The following is a 14,067-nucleotide window of genomic DNA, read 5'->3' on the forward strand; positions in this document are numbered from 1 at the left end:
GGGCGCCGGCCCCCTACAGCGTTTTGATGAGTTTGAAGCCGTCCTTCGTCACCAGGTACTGGGCACCCATGATGCTGATGGTTTGGCCCTCCAGCAGGGTGCTCAGGCTGGTAATGTCGCCTTCGAGTGTGTGCAGGGTGTAGCCGCGGGTGCGGGCTAGTGCCAAGTAGCGCGGGTTCACGTAGCCGTAGGCGCCGCAGAGGATGATGCGCACCTTGCCTGGCCCCAGCTTCAGCAGCTCGGTGTCGCGCGGGAAGGTGTGGTTGTCGGCCAGCCAGATGTATTCTGTGGCCGCGGGCTCCAGCTGCTGGGCGCGGAGCAGGGCTTCGGCGTCGTTTTCGGGCGCGTCGCCCCCGCCACCAGCCAGCATGGCTTCCAGTACCTTGCTTTTGATTTGCTCAAAGTCGGCGGTTTTCACTTCGTAGAGCCCGCCGGTGCGGCCGATGGTCTTGGTTTTGTCCGGCGCATCGTTGCCGTCGTTGAAGAACACGAAGGTCTTTTCCTCCTGCAGGGCGCTGAGCTGCAGCCAGGTCAGTAGGTCGAGGGTGTAGGGGGCCATGCTGCCGGTCACGTCGGCCACCACCACTTGCTTGCGCCATTCGGGGTGGCGGGCCATCACCTTGCTCACCACGCTGGCGTCGGGGTTGGGCAGGAGCTCGTCGTCGCGGAGCTCGCCCGGCTTGTAGAAACGGGCCACGCAGTCGTCGGAGCGCAGGCGGATGTTGTGCTTGCGCATCAGCGAGTCGGCCAGGTAATAGCCCCGGAAGCGCAGGCTTCGGCGCCGCACGGGCAGCACCACCTCGCCCCGCACCACAAACGGAAACCGCTGCTTGCCCACCCGAAACCCGCTGGCAAAAGCCAGGGTCTCCTGCAGCTTGGCGGCCAACTCCGGCGGCACCGCAGCGCCAGGGTCGGCGGGGTGGAGCAGCACCTGCTGCACCACGCCGGCCTGGTCGGCCCGCGCCTCGAACCCAAACGTGCCGTGCAGCCCGGGCGGGGTGCGGTAGCGTTGCTTCAGCCGCTTGTTGAGGTCTTTGAGGGAGTAGCGGCTGGGCGGATAGTTGCAGGCAATGGGCTTGCCGGAGCTTTTGCGGGCCGCTCGCAGCCGGTCGAACTTCCGCAGGCGCAAGTCCAGCGTGCGGGCCAGGCTGTCGGCTTCGCGCTTGGTGTCGGCGGCGGTGTAGCGCTTTTCGATGTAGAGCACGAAGCCATGGAAGTAGTCCTGGCAGGTTTCGGAACTGGAGCAGCCGGTTTGCTCCACTAGGTTCCAGCTGATGGCCGGGTTGGTGAGGATGCCCGGCAGGCGCGCCGTGAGGTTGCGGAGGCGGCCCAGGTTGAGCTGCCGCTGTCTGAAAGCGGGGTCGAGCCGGAAGGCGGTGTATACCAGGTCGACCCGCACCAGCTGCAGGTTGCCCAGGCGCAGGGCCGCCAGCTCCTCGTCCGAAAAGTTGGAGCGCAGCGTGCGCAGTTCGTAGCCACGTTCGGGCCGGTACTTGCGCACCTGGTAGGCGTTGCACTGGTCGTAAAACGCCTCCAGCTCCCGCGGGGCGGGCACCCGCGGCTGGGCCGCACCCCTCAACCCCGTCAGCAAAAGCAGCAACAGTAACACGTGTTTCATGGGCCAGCGCAGTACTTGAACAAAGCCGGCCCACCGCACCCCGGGCCGCGTTTGCCTAACGCGGGCCGGCGGTTTTTCGCGTGCGCTTTAGGTGGTTTTGTACAGGTACCAGCCTTCGCCCAGCGGCTTGAGCACAATGAGGTGCTCGGGCGTCATGGCCGGCAGCAGGGCGGGCTCGGCCTGGTAGAGCAGGCCCACCGTACTGTTCACCTTGCCGCCGATGACGAACTCCAGGCAGCTCGCGCAGCCGGTTTCGCGGCGCGTCACGCGGCTCAGGAACAGCTTGCGGAGCAGGGCGTGCACGGCGGGGTTGGCATTGGCGGCAGTTTCGCCGGTGGCTGCACTGTCGGCGCTGGCGAAGTACCGACCAGTCTGCACCAGGCGCAGCAGCTTGCGGAAATCGGCCCGATTCTTCCGGAAGTGGGCGGCAATGTCGGCGTCGGCGGCCGTCCACAGGCGCAGGTTTCCTACGGTGAAGGCGTGGCTGGCGTCGGGGTGCTTGCGGTTGTAGTCGGCCACTTCGGCGGGGGGCAGGGCCGAGAGCAACTCCACCATGGGCGGCCCGAGGTGCGTCATGGCCAGGTTGCGGATAGCGCCCAGCTTCCAGCCCTCCGCTTCCTTGGCAAAGTGCAGGTAGAAGTCGCGGTGCTCGGCAGCACTCGAACCCTGCAGCTCCACGGCCACCACGGCGGTGCTGTCGCCCTGCGCCACCAGCTGGCAGGTGCGCTGCAGCTGCGGCGGAATCTGCTGGCCCAGGGTTTCGCGCTTGGCCTGCCCGGCGGCCTCACAGCAGAGGTAGTCCTTCATCTCGGCCCAGCCCGTGGGAGCCACAAACTGCTCGGCTATCTGCAGCGGTTCGAGCGGGGGCGGGGTGGCTGCGGCCGCAGGCAGCCACAAGCAAAAAAGCAGGAGCAAATACTTCATCCGGGGGGCTAACGGCAGCAGGCGGGGCAATGATTCCGGTAGGCCAACCCTAGCGCGGCCGGCCGGGGCCCCGGCCGCCACTTTTGCCACCACCCGCTGGGCGGCCGCCGGCATTGCCGGGCCGGGCATTCTGACCCCGAGCCGGGCCGCTGGTGCCCCCATTTTTGGGGCGCGCGGCGGGGCCAGCTGCGGAGGGGCGCTTGCCAGCGGCACCGGGCTTGGTGCTGCCGGGAGCGGCCTTCTCGGGGCGTGGCCCCCACCAGCCATTGCTCGACGGGTTTTTTATTGAAGGCGGGCTGCTTCGTTTGTAGGGCCGGGCCGCTTTCGGCGTCGTGGCCTCCGTAGTTGCTTTGGCGGGCGATTTGGGCTGACTGCGACGGCCGCCGGATGCTTCCTCGGTGCCGCTCGATTTCTCCACCATTTTCATGATGCCGGCCAGTTCGGTTGGCGTCAGCTCGCGCCAGTCGCCCACGGGCAGGCCCTTCAGCGTCACGTTCATGATGCGCACGCGCTCCAGCTTCACCACCTCGTAGCCGAAGTATTCCACCATGCGCCGAATCTGGCGGTTGAGGCCCTGCACCAGCGTGATGCGGAAGATGTAGGGCGTTTCTTTCTGCACCACGCAGGGCTTCGTGACCGTGCCCAGCATGGGAATGCCGCGACTCATTTCGTCCAGCATCTGGTCGGTGAGAATGCGGTCCACAGTCACCACGTACTCTTTCTCGTGCTGGTTGCCGGCGCGCAAAATCTTGTTCACAATGTCGCCATCGCTGGTCAGGAAAATCAGGCCCTGCGAGTCCTTATCCAGCCGGCCGATGGGGAAGATGCGCGCGGCGTGGTTCACGTAGTCCACGATGTTGCCGCGCACGCCGGGCTCGGTGGTGCTCGTGATGCCCACCGGCTTGTTGAAGGCCAGGTACACGGCGTCTTCGGCCTGCCTGGGCTCCAGGCGGTGGCCATTCACGCTGACCCGGTCGCGCGGGCCCACCTGGTCGCCTACTTTGGCGGGCTTGCCATTCAGCAGCACCAGGCCCTGCTCGATGTAGCGGTCGGCCTCGCGGCGCGAGCACAGCCCGCTTTCGCTGATGAATTTGTTGAGGCGGATGAGCGAGGTGGGCGGCATGAGGCGGAATGGTCGGTTGGCAGGCAAAGGTACGAGCCCCCGTAGCGTGGACGCTGCGAGTCCGCGTATGGGCGAAAGTCCTGCCGATGCGCGGACTCACAGCGTCCACGCTACAAAGCAACCCGGCCCGAGCCGGTCCGTTAGGAGAAGCTCAACCTTTCCCCATTCCAGGTTCCATGTCTGACAAGCCCACCATTTTCCCGCCCCAAAGCCAGGACGCGGGCGCCGGCAAACCCGGCCTCGAATACAAGATGACCCCCGAGCCCGAATTCATCCGCGAGGGCTATAAGGGCGCCGACAAGCTCAAGGGCAAAGTGGCCCTCATCACGGGCGGCGACTCCGGCATCGGCCGGGCCGTGGCCGTGCACTTCGCCGTGGAAGGCGCCGACCTGGCCATCAGCTACTTCCCCACCGAGCAGCAGGATGCCGAGAAGGTGCAGGAGCTGGTGCAGGCCCGCGGCCGCCGCTGCCTGCTGCTGCCCGGCGACCTCAAGTCGCCCGCCTTCTGCCAGGAAATCGTGGACCGCACCGTGGCCGAACTGGGCGGGCTCAACGTGCTGGTGAACAACGCCGCCGAGCAGAACTGGCACGACACCCTAGAGGACATCAAGGACGAAGAACTCGACAGCATCTTCAACCTGAATATTATTGCCATGTTCCGCATCTCGCGGGCCGCGCTCAAGCACCTCAAGGAAGGCGACTCCATCATCAATACGGCTTCGGTCAACGGATTCAAAGGCAACGAGATGCTGATTGATTACACCTCCACCAAGGGCGCCATCACGGCCTTCACGCGGGCGCTGTCGCTGCAGCTGGTGAAGAAGGGCATCCGGGTAAACTCGGTGGCACCGGGGCCCATATGGACGCCGTTTGTGACGGCAGCGGGCTTCTTCAAGCTGCCGGTTTTTGGCCACGATGTGCCCATGGGCCGCGCCGGACAGCCCTCGGAAGTGGCGCCGGCGTATGTGTTTCTGGCCTCGGAAGACGCTTCCTATTTCTCAGGCCAGACGCTGCACCCCAACGGCGGCTCGGTGGTGAATGCCTAGGGGCATAACCCCGCCGCAAGCACGGCCGTATCTGCCCGGTAAAATGGCTACATCGCCGTTTTCAATTTCTTAACTGTACCCCATGAACACGAAACTGCTCGGCCTGCTGGCCGCCGCCTCGCTGGCCACCGCCGCTTGCCAACAGGATAAAAAGGTGGAAACGACCACCACGACGACTCCCGAAACCACCGCGCCCGTCACTACGACTACCACCACGACGACCACCGTGGACACCGTGGCCCTGCACGACGACGCCCGCCGCATGGCCGCCCGCGTGGCCGAGGACCTCAAGCTGAACGACCCGGCCCTGACCACGCGCATCGAGCGCACCTACTACAACCGCGGCCGTCGCATCAACGAGCTCGAAACGCGCTACACCGCCGACACCATTGGCCGCTACGCCGCCATTCGCCAGGCCAACGATGACGCCGATGAGCAAATTCGGACCGACCTCAACAACCCCGGCTACTACAACACCTATTCCTCGAACCGCGCCAACTACGGCGACGGGCCCTACTCGCTAGCTCCCGCCACCGTGACGACCACCACGACCACGACGCGCCGCACCGGCGGCAGCGTGGGCCAAGGCTCGGGTGTGAAGAAAGTGGAAAACGAAAAGGACGGTGACCACAAAGCCAAGTACATGAACGGCGCCAAAGTGAAGCGCGACGACGACGGCTCGGTGAAAATCAAGCGCGCCGACGGCACGAAGATTAAAATCGACGAAAACGGCAACCGCACCGTGAAAAAGGGCTTGTTTAAATAAGCCTGTTGAATGTCAAAAGTGAGAACGTCATGCCGAGCGCAGCCGAGGCATCTCGCGTGCTGAAGTAATTAGTATCCCGCGGCGAGATGTCTCGGCTGCGCTCGGCATGACGTTCTTACAACATATAAAAAAGCCCGCTTCTGATTAGAAGCGGGCTTTTTTGTTGAAATAAGCCTACCAGTGCAACGACCACGAGGCCCCGGTGAAGGGACCGTAGTTATAAGGTGCAAAATGGCCTTGACGGTACCAGGGCCGCGGCTTGGGCGGCGGAGCCATGCCGGTGCCGTGGGCGGCGGGGCTGCCGTCGGGGGTGGCCTCCACGCGGGTGCGGCCGTTGCGCACGGCTATTTTGGCGAAGGCGTAGCCAATGGCAATGCCGATGGGGTAGTCGGAGGCCCAGTGCACGCCGTTGTTGAGCATGGAGTAGCCCAGCAGGCCCATCAGCGAGTAGCCCACGGGGCGAATGAAGCGGTATTCGGGGTAATTTTCGGCAATGACGGTGACCGTGGCCATGGCCGTAGCCAGGTGGCCGGTGGGGAAGGCGTCGTAGTTGGGCACGAAGCTCTGGTAGCGGCTGTAGGACGGAAACAGGTGCCACTCGCCCCGGTCTTTGGTGGCCACGTAGGGGCTCTGGCGGCCGGTGAGGCGCTTCAGCGTTTGGATAACCAGGCCGGTGCTGAGGATGGCCTCGCCGAGCTGGCTGGAGGTTTGCAGGGCGCGGTTGTCTTTCTTGATGCCGCCGTACACCCAAAAGCTGCTGGCCACGGTGAGGTGCGTCCAGCCGTCGCCGAGGAAGTAGAACGTGCTGTTGAGGTTATCGGGCACGTTGAACTCGAACGGCAGGTTGGCCGAACCCACGTGGAAGGGGATGTACACCAGGGTTTTCTGGGTGCTGGCTGCCTTCAGGCCAATGAACTTGCCGAAATCCTGGCTCCAGTCGATGATGGCCTGGTCGGCCACCCACAGCGCCACTGAGCTGGTGGCCAGCCCGATGAACGTGTCCTTATTCTCCTTGCGGAAGATGTAGCCGGGCGCCTGGCCCAGGTCGCGCGGAATGTGGAACAGCCAGCGGAAAGGCTTGGTGTTTTCGTAGTGCCAGGTCACGCCCGGCGCCACGGTGTAGTCGCTGATGCGGCCGTCGGCGCCGCGCGGGTGGATGCGCACCAGCGAATCGGAAGCGACGGCCGGGGCCAGGGCCTTGGTGGTGTCGGCCGTAGCGGGAGTAGCAGCCACCGAGTCGGCGGCCCAGCAGGTAGAATCGGAAACGGCAGGGGCCGCGTGGGCGGCGCTGCTAAAGGCAAAACCCAAACTGAAAGACAGCGTCACAAACAGCCGCGCGGCGCGGCCAGGGTAGTAAGAATTCACGAACAGAAACGAATAGCGGATAACGGCGGTGCGGCCTCGCGGCAGGGGGTGGGGCGAGGGGGCACCAGATGGGAAAACGGGCAAGCCGTGGCTTGCATAACGAGCCACAAAGGTAACACCGGCGTCACGTTGGGGTAACCGCCGCGCTGCCGAATTGCGCTGACGGATGGGCAGCCGGAATATTTTAGGCAAGCCGCGTATCTTTCAGCGAGCCCTGGCCCGCGCCGTACCGCAGCGCGTATATCTGCTCCTATCAGCTTATCTCACCCATGCCCGAAACCGTTGCCGCGCCCCTGGAAAGCCTTGCTTCGCCCACCCAAGCTATTGCCGCCAACCGTTATGGGGCCGCCTTTGAGGCCCTGCGCCAGCGCACCCCGGCCCTGCGCCAGGAGGGCGTAGCCGCCCGCCGCGCCCGCCTGCAAAAGCTGGGCGACTGGCTGCACGCGCACCGGCAGGACATTCACCAAGCACTGCTCGCCGACTTCCGCAAGCCCGCCGCCGAAACCGACCTCACCGAAATCTGGACCTCGCTGGTAGAGCTCAAACACACGAGCCGCCACCTGAAAAAGTGGATGGCGCCGCGCCCCGTGGGCACCAGCATGGCCCTGCTGGGTACCCGCGCCTGGGTGCAGGTCGAGCCCAAGGGCGTGGTACTCATCATCGCGCCCTGGAACTACCCGTTTTACTTGGCCGTGGGCCCGCTGATTTCGGCTTTGGCCGCCGGCAACGCCGTGGTCATCAAGCCCGCCGAGCAAACGCCGGCCACGTCGGCGCTGCTGCAAAAGATGTGCGAAGACCTGTTTCGGCCCGACGAAGTGCTGCTGCTGCAAGGCGACAAGGAAGTGGCTACCGAGCTGCTGAAGCTGCCCTGGGACCACATTTTCTTCACCGGCAGCCCCGAGGTGGGCAAGATTGTGATGCGCGCCGCCGCCCAGCACCTCTCGGGCCTCACCCTGGAGCTGGGCGGCAAAAACCCCGCCGTGGTGGATGAAACCGCCAACCTGCGCGACGCCGCTGAGAAAATTGTGTGGGGCAAATTCCTGAACAATGGCCAGACCTGCGTGGCCCCCGACTACCTGCTGGTGCAGGAAAGCGTGCAGCCGGCCCTGCTGCGCGAGCTCACTGCCGCCATTCAGCGTGCCTATAACCCCACCGGCGCCGGCATCGAGCGCTCCGAATCACTGGCCCGCATCGTAAACCAGCACCACTTTGCCCGCCTCGCCGGCCTGCTCGAAGACGCCCAGACGCGCGGCGCCACCGTGGCCGCCGGCGGTACCGTAGATGCCCTGCAGAACTACATCGAGCCCACCTTGCTCACCAACGTACCGGCCGGTGCCCGCGTGCTGGAGGAGGAGATATTCGGCCCGCTGCTGCCTGTGCTCACGTTCAAAACCCTGCCCGAAACCACGGCCTACATCAACGCGCGCCTCAAGCCGCTGGCGCAGTACGTATTCAGCACCAGCGCCGACAACCGCCGCTACCTGCTCGAAAACGTGTCGGCCGGCGGCGCGGGCGTGAACGAAACGGTGCTGCACTTTGCTCACCCCGAGCTGCCCACCGGCGGCGTGGGCAATTCCGGCTTGGGCAAGGCGCACGGCCACAGCGGCTTCCTGGCGTTCAGCAACGAGAAAGGGGTGCTGCGGCAGCGCGTGGGCTTCACCGGCATCAAGGCCATGTATCCGCCCTACACCGGCAAGGTGCAGCGGCTGATTGACTGGCTGGTGAAGTATTTGTAAACGCCCGGCCGGTGTCAGGTTACTTTCTGGGCAGAAGCCGCATGAACGTGCATGACGACTGCACAACGCCTGTGCGGCTGGGGCCTGGGAGCTGCTGGCCTGCTGCTGACCGCCTGCGACGATGGCCCGGAAGTGCGCTTTGCCCAGCCATTTCCGGCGCAGGCAGCGGACATGGCGTCTTTCCCTCCCCGGCACCGCGGCGTGTACACGGCGGCCGATTCGGGGAAGTCGCTGTGCATCGGTCGCACGGCAGTGTGGCGACAGGAGCTGCAGCGTGTGATGGGCAGCCGCCGACAGGCCGATTCGGCGCTACACTACCATTTGCACACCGACACAACGTATGAGCAGGACGGGCATCTGCACTACGTGCACCTCATGGGCCGCGACTCGGTGCGCGACAGCTGGCTGTGGATAGATACCATTTTCAGCCTCGTGGGTGCCGAAGCCGGCAAGCTGCGCCGCTTTCAGGGGCGGTATTATCTCAATAATCCCACCGACGCCAATGACAAATGGAGAGTAGAACGCCTGGAAATCGACGGCACTCGGCTCAACTGGCAAACCCTCGGCGCCGACACCTTGCGCCTGTTGGTGCTGAACCGCGGCACCGTGCGCTACCGCCGCGAGAACGGGGCGCTGACTTCCATTCGGCTGGCCCCCGCAACGGCGGCGCAAGCACGCCAACTGGGCCGTTCCGCCGGGCTCTGGGAAACGCAGGAAACGTATCAGCGGCGGCACTAGCGACTGGTCGATGCTGAGGGTGAAAACGGCGCTGCCGCCGCGCTAGCAGGCGCCGGCTACTTCTGCCGCTGCTGCATTTCGGTGGCAATTTTCTGCTGGGTGGCTTTGGTTTGGAGCTGCTTGAACTTGGCGGGGCCCACCACGGCGCTCAGCTCGCGCTGCGACTTGGTGTTGATGCGCTTGAGCTCGGCTATGAGCTGCGGCGACTTGGGGGCGAATTTTTCCTTAGCGGCGTTCGATTCCGCCAGCGTGCCGTTGAGGATGGTGCGCACCCGACCGGTTTGGTCGGGGGTGAGCTTGAGCTCGGTGCCCATCACGTCGGCTAGGTCGCGAGCGGCGGTGGGCGGGGCGGGCGAGTCGGCGGTGCGCACAGTTTCAACCACCGGGGCCGGCTTGTTGCGGTGGAAGATGGAGCAGCTAGCGGCGGTCAGGCTCAGAGACAGCAGCAGGGAAAGGCGGGAGGCGCGCATAATAGGAAACGACAATATTTCTCCACTACGCAGGAAACCGGCCGCGGGTGCATGTCGCACCAAAGACGGCGGGTACGGTTGGCTACCGATAGCCGCGGGGCGGGCGCTTGGGATAGCGCAGCGTTCGCCAAAAGTTGCGGCCCTTATAGCGACGGTATTGCTCGGGCGAAAGCAGGCGCTGCCGGGCCGCCGTGGCACTATCCAAAATCTGGCGGGCGGTGGGGCCCGGCAGGCTGTTGGGCCCGGTAAAAGTGGCCTGGTAAGCGGTTTCGGCGTTGTGGTCCAGTTCTTTGAGCTGGGCCACCTGCGCCGGCGTGGTGCCAGGCCCCAGCACGCGGTATACGTTCTGCGAACAGTTGCCAAACAGCAGCACCGCCAGCAGCGGCAGCAACAACAGGGCGGGCAGGGGCGGGCGCTTCATGCCCCAAACTTAACACCCTGTACATGAATTGGCTCAGCGCCGGAAGACGGTCAAAATGGGCATGCCATCCACCCAAATGTGATGCACCGGCGTACCGAACCGAGCCTCATAGGACCAGGGGTGCCAGCGGTAGATGCCCAGAAAGTAGCTGGCCTGCGCGTGGGACACGAAGCGCAGCCGGGCGCTGGCCGTGGTGGGCAGCAGTAGGGCGTTGTTGTGCAGCACGTCGCGCTGGGTCAGTGTGTCGCTGATGGCCACGGTGGCGCCGGCATCGTGGGCCAGCACCCAGCTTAGGCCCTGCCGGGCCGAGATGCCCCAGTAGTCGCGCTCGAAAAGTTGCGCCGCCACCGGGCCAGGCAAAAAGCTGAAGTACACGTACTGGTGCGGGTGGTCGTGCACTTGCCGGTAGGCCGTGTGGGCCACGCCCAGGGCCAGCAGCGCACCCGCTGCCACGCCCACCTTCCGCCGGGCCGAGGCTGCCGGGGCAGCCCGCCAGGCCCGCACCGCCGCCCGCAGGCCCTGCACCGCCAGCAGCAGGAAGGCCGGATAAATGAAATATACGTGCCGCCACCCGTCGTACACCACCGAATTGATGGCGATGATGAGCACCAGCGGCCCCAGGGCCCAGGCCACAAAAAGCAGGTCGCGCCGGGCGCTCGTGCGGCGCAGCAGCGCCAGCGGCCGCCGCAACAGGCGGCTCAGCACCAATGTTGTGCCCGTCACAAACAGCACCGAGTAGGCCACGGGCGTAGTGATGAGCAGCCACACCGGCAGGTAGTGCCAGGGCAGCTCCCGGCACGACTGCAATTGGCCCAGGTAAAACACCTGCATGGTTTGGCGGAAGTAGCGGAAGTTGCCGAAACACTCCCACAACCGCGCCACCGGCGCTTCCCACAGGTAGGGCCAAAACAGCACCATCAGCACCGCCGTGGCGGCCGCGCACAAAGCCAGGGCCCGCAGCAGGGCCGCCCGGCGCAGCGGCCGGGCCCAGAGTTCGAGAGCCACAAAAGCGCCCGTGAGCACCGGCAGCAGCAGGCCCATTACGCGCACATCGGTGGCCAGCGCCATCACCAGGCCATGAAGCAGGGCCCGCCCGGCCGTGGGCCGGCGCAGCAGCCGCGTGAGCGTGAACCCGCTCAGCGCGAACAGGTTCATGAACACCAGGTCCTTGTGGTTGTAAAACGCTTCGGCAAAAATTCGGGGCGAAAGCACCAGCGCCGCCGCGCCCACCAGCCCCCAGCGCCAGCTGCCAAACCGCTCGGTGCCCAGCCGAAATAGCGCCCACGCCCCCAGCACGAATGTGCCGAACACCAGCAGGTGCCGCATCCAGTAGGCACCCGGCAGGTCATTCGGGTAGAAAACTTCTTCCAGCACCGCCAGCGGCATGGTGAAGCCCACGCCGTGGTCGGCCTCACGGTAGGTGCGCAGCTCGGGCAGGTGGGCCAGGTGGCTTCGTTCGAGCAGGCCGGGGGCCAGGCGCTGGGCCACGTAGCGCAGGCTAATGTAGCCGCCCTCGCGGTCGGTGGGCTCGTCCCAGCCCATGCCGTAGTCGTTGGTGAGGCGCAGGCCGAGCAGCAGCAAGCCGCCAAAAAATAAGGTCGTAATCAGCCGGCGCGAGGCGCGGAAATTCTCAGGTAGTAGTTGCAGCATGGTGGCCCAAAGTCGAGGCCAAAGGTAGCGGGCGGCGGGAGGGCGTTTCGGCGGCTTTCATTCCCTGGGCCGTGAAGTGGGCCAGCGCCATGATGGTAAGCATGGGGTTGACACCGCTGCAGGCCGGGAATGCCGAACCATCGGCCACAAAGAGGCCCTGCACCTCCACGGTTTCGCCGTTGGGCCGGAGGGGGTGGGTCGCCGCGTCGCCGCCCATGCGGCAGGTGCTCATCTGGTGCGCGCTGTAAAGGCCAAACTGGTTGGGCTTCCAGCTTAGGTGCGGCAGCTGGTCGAGCAGGGCGGGGTTGAGTAGCACGCCGTCTTGGGCTTGGAGCGTGGGCAGGGTGCCGTGGGGCAGATATACGTTTTCGGCTCCGGCGGCCACGTGGATTTGGGCGGCAGCGCGCACGCCTTCCAGCATGTTGGCCCGGTCAAAATCCGACAGCACGTAGTCAATCAGGGGCGCCCCGTTTTTATCAATGGTTACGCGGCCGCCGTCGCGGTCGCGGGTGAGGACGATGAACGAGCCCAAGTGGCTGGCGCCGCGCAGCAGTTCGTGGTGTTGCCGGCCCGAGCGCCAGGGCAATACCATGCTCAGCAGGCCGGGGTGGGTGGGAGGCGTTTCGAGCTTGGCGCCGAAGTTGGTGCCGTGCAGGCGGGTGTAGGTGTCATTCACCACGCTCATGCTGGGGCCATGCCAGGAGTTCATGGCCTGCGGGTAGTGGGCGCCCACCACCACGGTGGGGTGCAGGTGCAGGTGGCGGCCCAGATGCGGGTGCTTGAGGCCCGAGCGCAGCAGCAGCGCGGGCGTCTGAATGGCGCCGCCAGCCACCACTACGCGCTTCGCCCGCACGTTGATGGGAATTTGGCGGCCATCGGCGGCGGTATACACGGCCTCGGCGCCGGTGGCGCGGCCGTTGGCAACGGTGACTTTATCTACTTTGGTATCCGCCAGAATGCGGGCGCCGTGCTCAAAGGCGGTGAGCAAATAGGTATTCAGCGTGCCCTGCTTAATGCCATAGGCATCGCCCATGGTGCTGTAACCCAGGCTGCGGAAGTGGCTGTCTGAGTCGGTTAGGCCCTTTTCGTTGCGCGGAATCAGCTTCACTTCCTGGCCCAGCCGGATGGAGCCGTCGCGCAGGGCCTGGTTCTGGCCGTTGTGCCGGGGGTAATCGGTATTCACGCTGATAGCGCGGGCCACGGCGTCGAGGCTGGCCTTGAACTCGGGGGTGGTGAAATGGGGCACGGCGTGCTCGCGGGCCCATTCCTCCAGCACGTAGTCGGGCGTGCGGAAGGCGCCGGCCCAGTTTACGGTGGTGCCGCCCCCCAGGCAGGCGCCCGCCAGGATGCCGATGCTGCCGTCCTGGGTGCAGAGCGTACCCTTGGCGTCGTAGAGCGTGCCCAGCATGTCGACCTCGCGCTGGGTGAAGTCGCAGCCGTGGCAGTAGGGGCCTTTTTCCAGCACCAGCACGTCGAAGCCCGCCTCGGCCAGCTCGCCGGCCACCACGCCGCCGCCCGCACCACTGCCAATCACCAGCACCTCGCACTCGTAAGTGGTGGCCTCGGTAGGCTTCAGGGTATGGATGGGCTTGGGCGTATCCACCGGCTTCTCATCCGGCCCCGGGTAGCCGAGAAGGCCCCAGGCGGCCGGCACTTCGGCCATGCTGCCGCCATAGTAGAGCAGCGTGCACAGCTTGCGCAGCGCCTGGAAGCCCTTGCGCAGCTGCGGCACATTGCTGGCCGCCCAGCTTTGCAGCAGCTGCTCGCGGTGGGCAGTATCGAGCTTGCGGAAGGGCTTGAGTGGCCCAAACCAGGTCAGGCCCAGCAGCGGCTTTTCCAGCAGATCGAGCAGTTGGCCAAACTCCTTTTGCGCGCCCTCGGGCTGCTCCCGGATGGCGGCTTCCAGCTTCTCCAGGTTCACGCCCTGAGAGCCGGACGGGCTGCCGTCGGGCAGGGGGGGGATGAAGGTATCGGCTAAGGCTTGAAGGAGGAGCGAACGGGTGGGCGTGAGCGAAAACATGCGGCGGGAATTTGGGTGGTAAAAGGTAGGGAATTTTCAGCAAAGTGTTAGGCGTGCCGAGTATATTCAGGGTATGAGGGAAGGAAGTAAAAGCCAGAACGTCATGCAGCGCGCAGCGAAGCATCTCGCGTGTTTTAACTAATCCTTTGATTGGATTGCGTTGCGCAGGCGAGATGATTCGCTGCGCGCT

General features: G+C 65.2%; 12 protein-coding genes. 4 read left to right on the forward strand and 8 right to left on the reverse strand.

Annotation, left to right across the window (positions count from 1 at the left end; genetic code table 11):
• Positions 1-13 precede the first annotated feature (13 nt).
• The 3 genes from I2I01_RS09215 to rluF form a co-directional block, all read right to left on the reverse strand.
• Positions 14-1,618: a hypothetical protein gene (locus I2I01_RS09215; protein ID WP_196286152.1), complete on the reverse strand. Its 1,605-nt coding sequence runs from the start codon at positions 1,616-1,618 to the stop codon at positions 14-16.
• A gap of 87 nt (positions 1,619-1,705) precedes the next feature.
• Positions 1,706-2,542 (reverse strand): hypothetical protein, encoded by an 837-nt coding sequence (locus I2I01_RS09220; protein ID WP_196286153.1) that lies wholly within the window; start codon positions 2,540-2,542, stop codon positions 1,706-1,708.
• 49 nt (positions 2,543-2,591) lie between these two features.
• Positions 2,592-3,665: a 23S rRNA pseudouridine(2604) synthase RluF gene (gene rluF / locus I2I01_RS09225; protein WP_196286154.1), complete on the reverse strand. Its 1,074-nt coding sequence runs from the start codon at positions 3,663-3,665 to the stop codon at positions 2,592-2,594.
• A gap of 176 nt (positions 3,666-3,841) precedes the next feature.
• On the opposite strand from rluF, the gene I2I01_RS09230 reads away from it, so the two are divergent.
• The gene (locus I2I01_RS09230) at positions 3,842-4,711 is read left to right on the forward strand and encodes an SDR family oxidoreductase (RefSeq protein WP_196286155.1); all 870 of its coding nucleotides are present in this window, start codon (positions 3,842-3,844) and stop codon (positions 4,709-4,711) included.
• A gap of 82 nt (positions 4,712-4,793) precedes the next feature.
• Positions 4,794-5,477: a carbohydrate-binding protein gene (locus tag I2I01_RS09235; protein ID WP_196286156.1), complete on the forward strand. Its 684-nt coding sequence runs from the start codon at positions 4,794-4,796 to the stop codon at positions 5,475-5,477.
• A gap of 174 nt (positions 5,478-5,651) precedes the next feature.
• On the opposite strand, the gene I2I01_RS09240 is transcribed toward I2I01_RS09235, so the two are convergent.
• The gene (locus I2I01_RS09240; protein WP_196286157.1) at positions 5,652-6,842 is read right to left on the reverse strand and encodes a phosphatase PAP2 family protein; all 1,191 of its coding nucleotides are present in this window, start codon (positions 6,840-6,842) and stop codon (positions 5,652-5,654) included.
• Positions 6,843-7,111: 269 nt separating this feature from the next.
• Between I2I01_RS09240 and I2I01_RS09245 the strand changes: the two genes are divergently transcribed.
• Together I2I01_RS09245 and I2I01_RS09250 are read left to right on the forward strand one after the other, a co-directional pair.
• Positions 7,112-8,578 carry an aldehyde dehydrogenase family protein gene (locus I2I01_RS09245; protein WP_196286158.1) on the forward strand — a complete coding sequence of 489 codons (1,467 nt, stop codon included), beginning with the start codon at positions 7,112-7,114 and terminating at the stop codon, positions 8,576-8,578.
• Between the two features lie 51 nt (positions 8,579-8,629).
• Complete coding sequence (locus I2I01_RS09250) at positions 8,630-9,316, forward strand: hypothetical protein (protein WP_196286159.1); 687 nt, start codon at positions 8,630-8,632, stop codon at positions 9,314-9,316.
• A 56-nt stretch (positions 9,317-9,372) separates the two neighbouring features.
• On the opposite strand, the gene I2I01_RS09255 is transcribed toward I2I01_RS09250, so the two are convergent.
• The 4 genes from I2I01_RS09255 to I2I01_RS09270 form a co-directional block, all read right to left on the reverse strand.
• Entirely contained in the window at positions 9,373-9,786 is a 414-nt protein-coding gene (locus I2I01_RS09255) for a hypothetical protein (RefSeq protein WP_196286160.1), read from the reverse strand.
• Between the two features lie 82 nt (positions 9,787-9,868).
• Positions 9,869-10,207: a hypothetical protein gene (locus I2I01_RS09260; RefSeq protein ID WP_196286161.1), complete on the reverse strand. Its 339-nt coding sequence runs from the start codon at positions 10,205-10,207 to the stop codon at positions 9,869-9,871.
• Between the two features lie 33 nt (positions 10,208-10,240).
• Positions 10,241-11,857, reverse strand: a complete 1,617-nt coding sequence (locus I2I01_RS09265) for a hypothetical protein (RefSeq protein ID WP_196286162.1) — start codon at positions 11,855-11,857, stop codon at positions 10,241-10,243.
• Entirely contained in the window at positions 11,838-13,877 is a 2,040-nt protein-coding gene (locus I2I01_RS09270; protein ID WP_196286163.1) for a GMC family oxidoreductase N-terminal domain-containing protein, read from the reverse strand. Before I2I01_RS09270 ends, I2I01_RS09265 begins: the two co-directional genes overlap by 20 nt.
• Between the last annotated feature and the right edge of the window lie 190 nt (positions 13,878-14,067).

It is taken from the genome of Hymenobacter properus, assembly GCF_015694735.1.
GTDB classification, from domain to species: Bacteria; Bacteroidota; Bacteroidia; order Cytophagales; family Hymenobacteraceae; genus Hymenobacter; species Hymenobacter properus.

Coding starts and splice junctions, on each gene's coding strand:
- I2I01_RS09215 (WP_196286152.1), bottom strand. CDS start 1,618: ATGAAACACGTGTTACTGTTGCTGCTTTTGCTGACGGGGTTGAGGGGT.
- I2I01_RS09220 (WP_196286153.1), bottom strand. CDS start 2,542: ATGAAGTATTTGCTCCTGCTTTTTTGCTTGTGGCTGCCTGCGGCCGCA.
- rluF (WP_196286154.1), bottom strand. CDS start 3,665: ATGCCGCCCACCTCGCTCATCCGCCTCAACAAATTCATCAGCGAAAGC.
- I2I01_RS09230 (WP_196286155.1), top strand. CDS start 3,842: ATGTCTGACAAGCCCACCATTTTCCCGCCCCAAAGCCAGGACGCGGGC.
- I2I01_RS09235 (WP_196286156.1), top strand. CDS start 4,794: ATGAACACGAAACTGCTCGGCCTGCTGGCCGCCGCCTCGCTGGCCACC.
- I2I01_RS09245 (WP_196286158.1), top strand. CDS start 7,112: ATGCCCGAAACCGTTGCCGCGCCCCTGGAAAGCCTTGCTTCGCCCACC.
- I2I01_RS09250 (WP_196286159.1), top strand. CDS start 8,630: ATGACGACTGCACAACGCCTGTGCGGCTGGGGCCTGGGAGCTGCTGGC.
- I2I01_RS09255 (WP_196286160.1), bottom strand. CDS start 9,786: ATGCGCGCCTCCCGCCTTTCCCTGCTGCTGTCTCTGAGCCTGACCGCC.
- I2I01_RS09260 (WP_196286161.1), bottom strand. CDS start 10,207: ATGAAGCGCCCGCCCCTGCCCGCCCTGTTGTTGCTGCCGCTGCTGGCG.
- I2I01_RS09265 (WP_196286162.1), bottom strand. CDS start 11,857: ATGCTGCAACTACTACCTGAGAATTTCCGCGCCTCGCGCCGGCTGATT.
- I2I01_RS09270 (WP_196286163.1), bottom strand. CDS start 13,877: ATGTTTTCGCTCACGCCCACCCGTTCGCTCCTCCTTCAAGCCTTAGCC.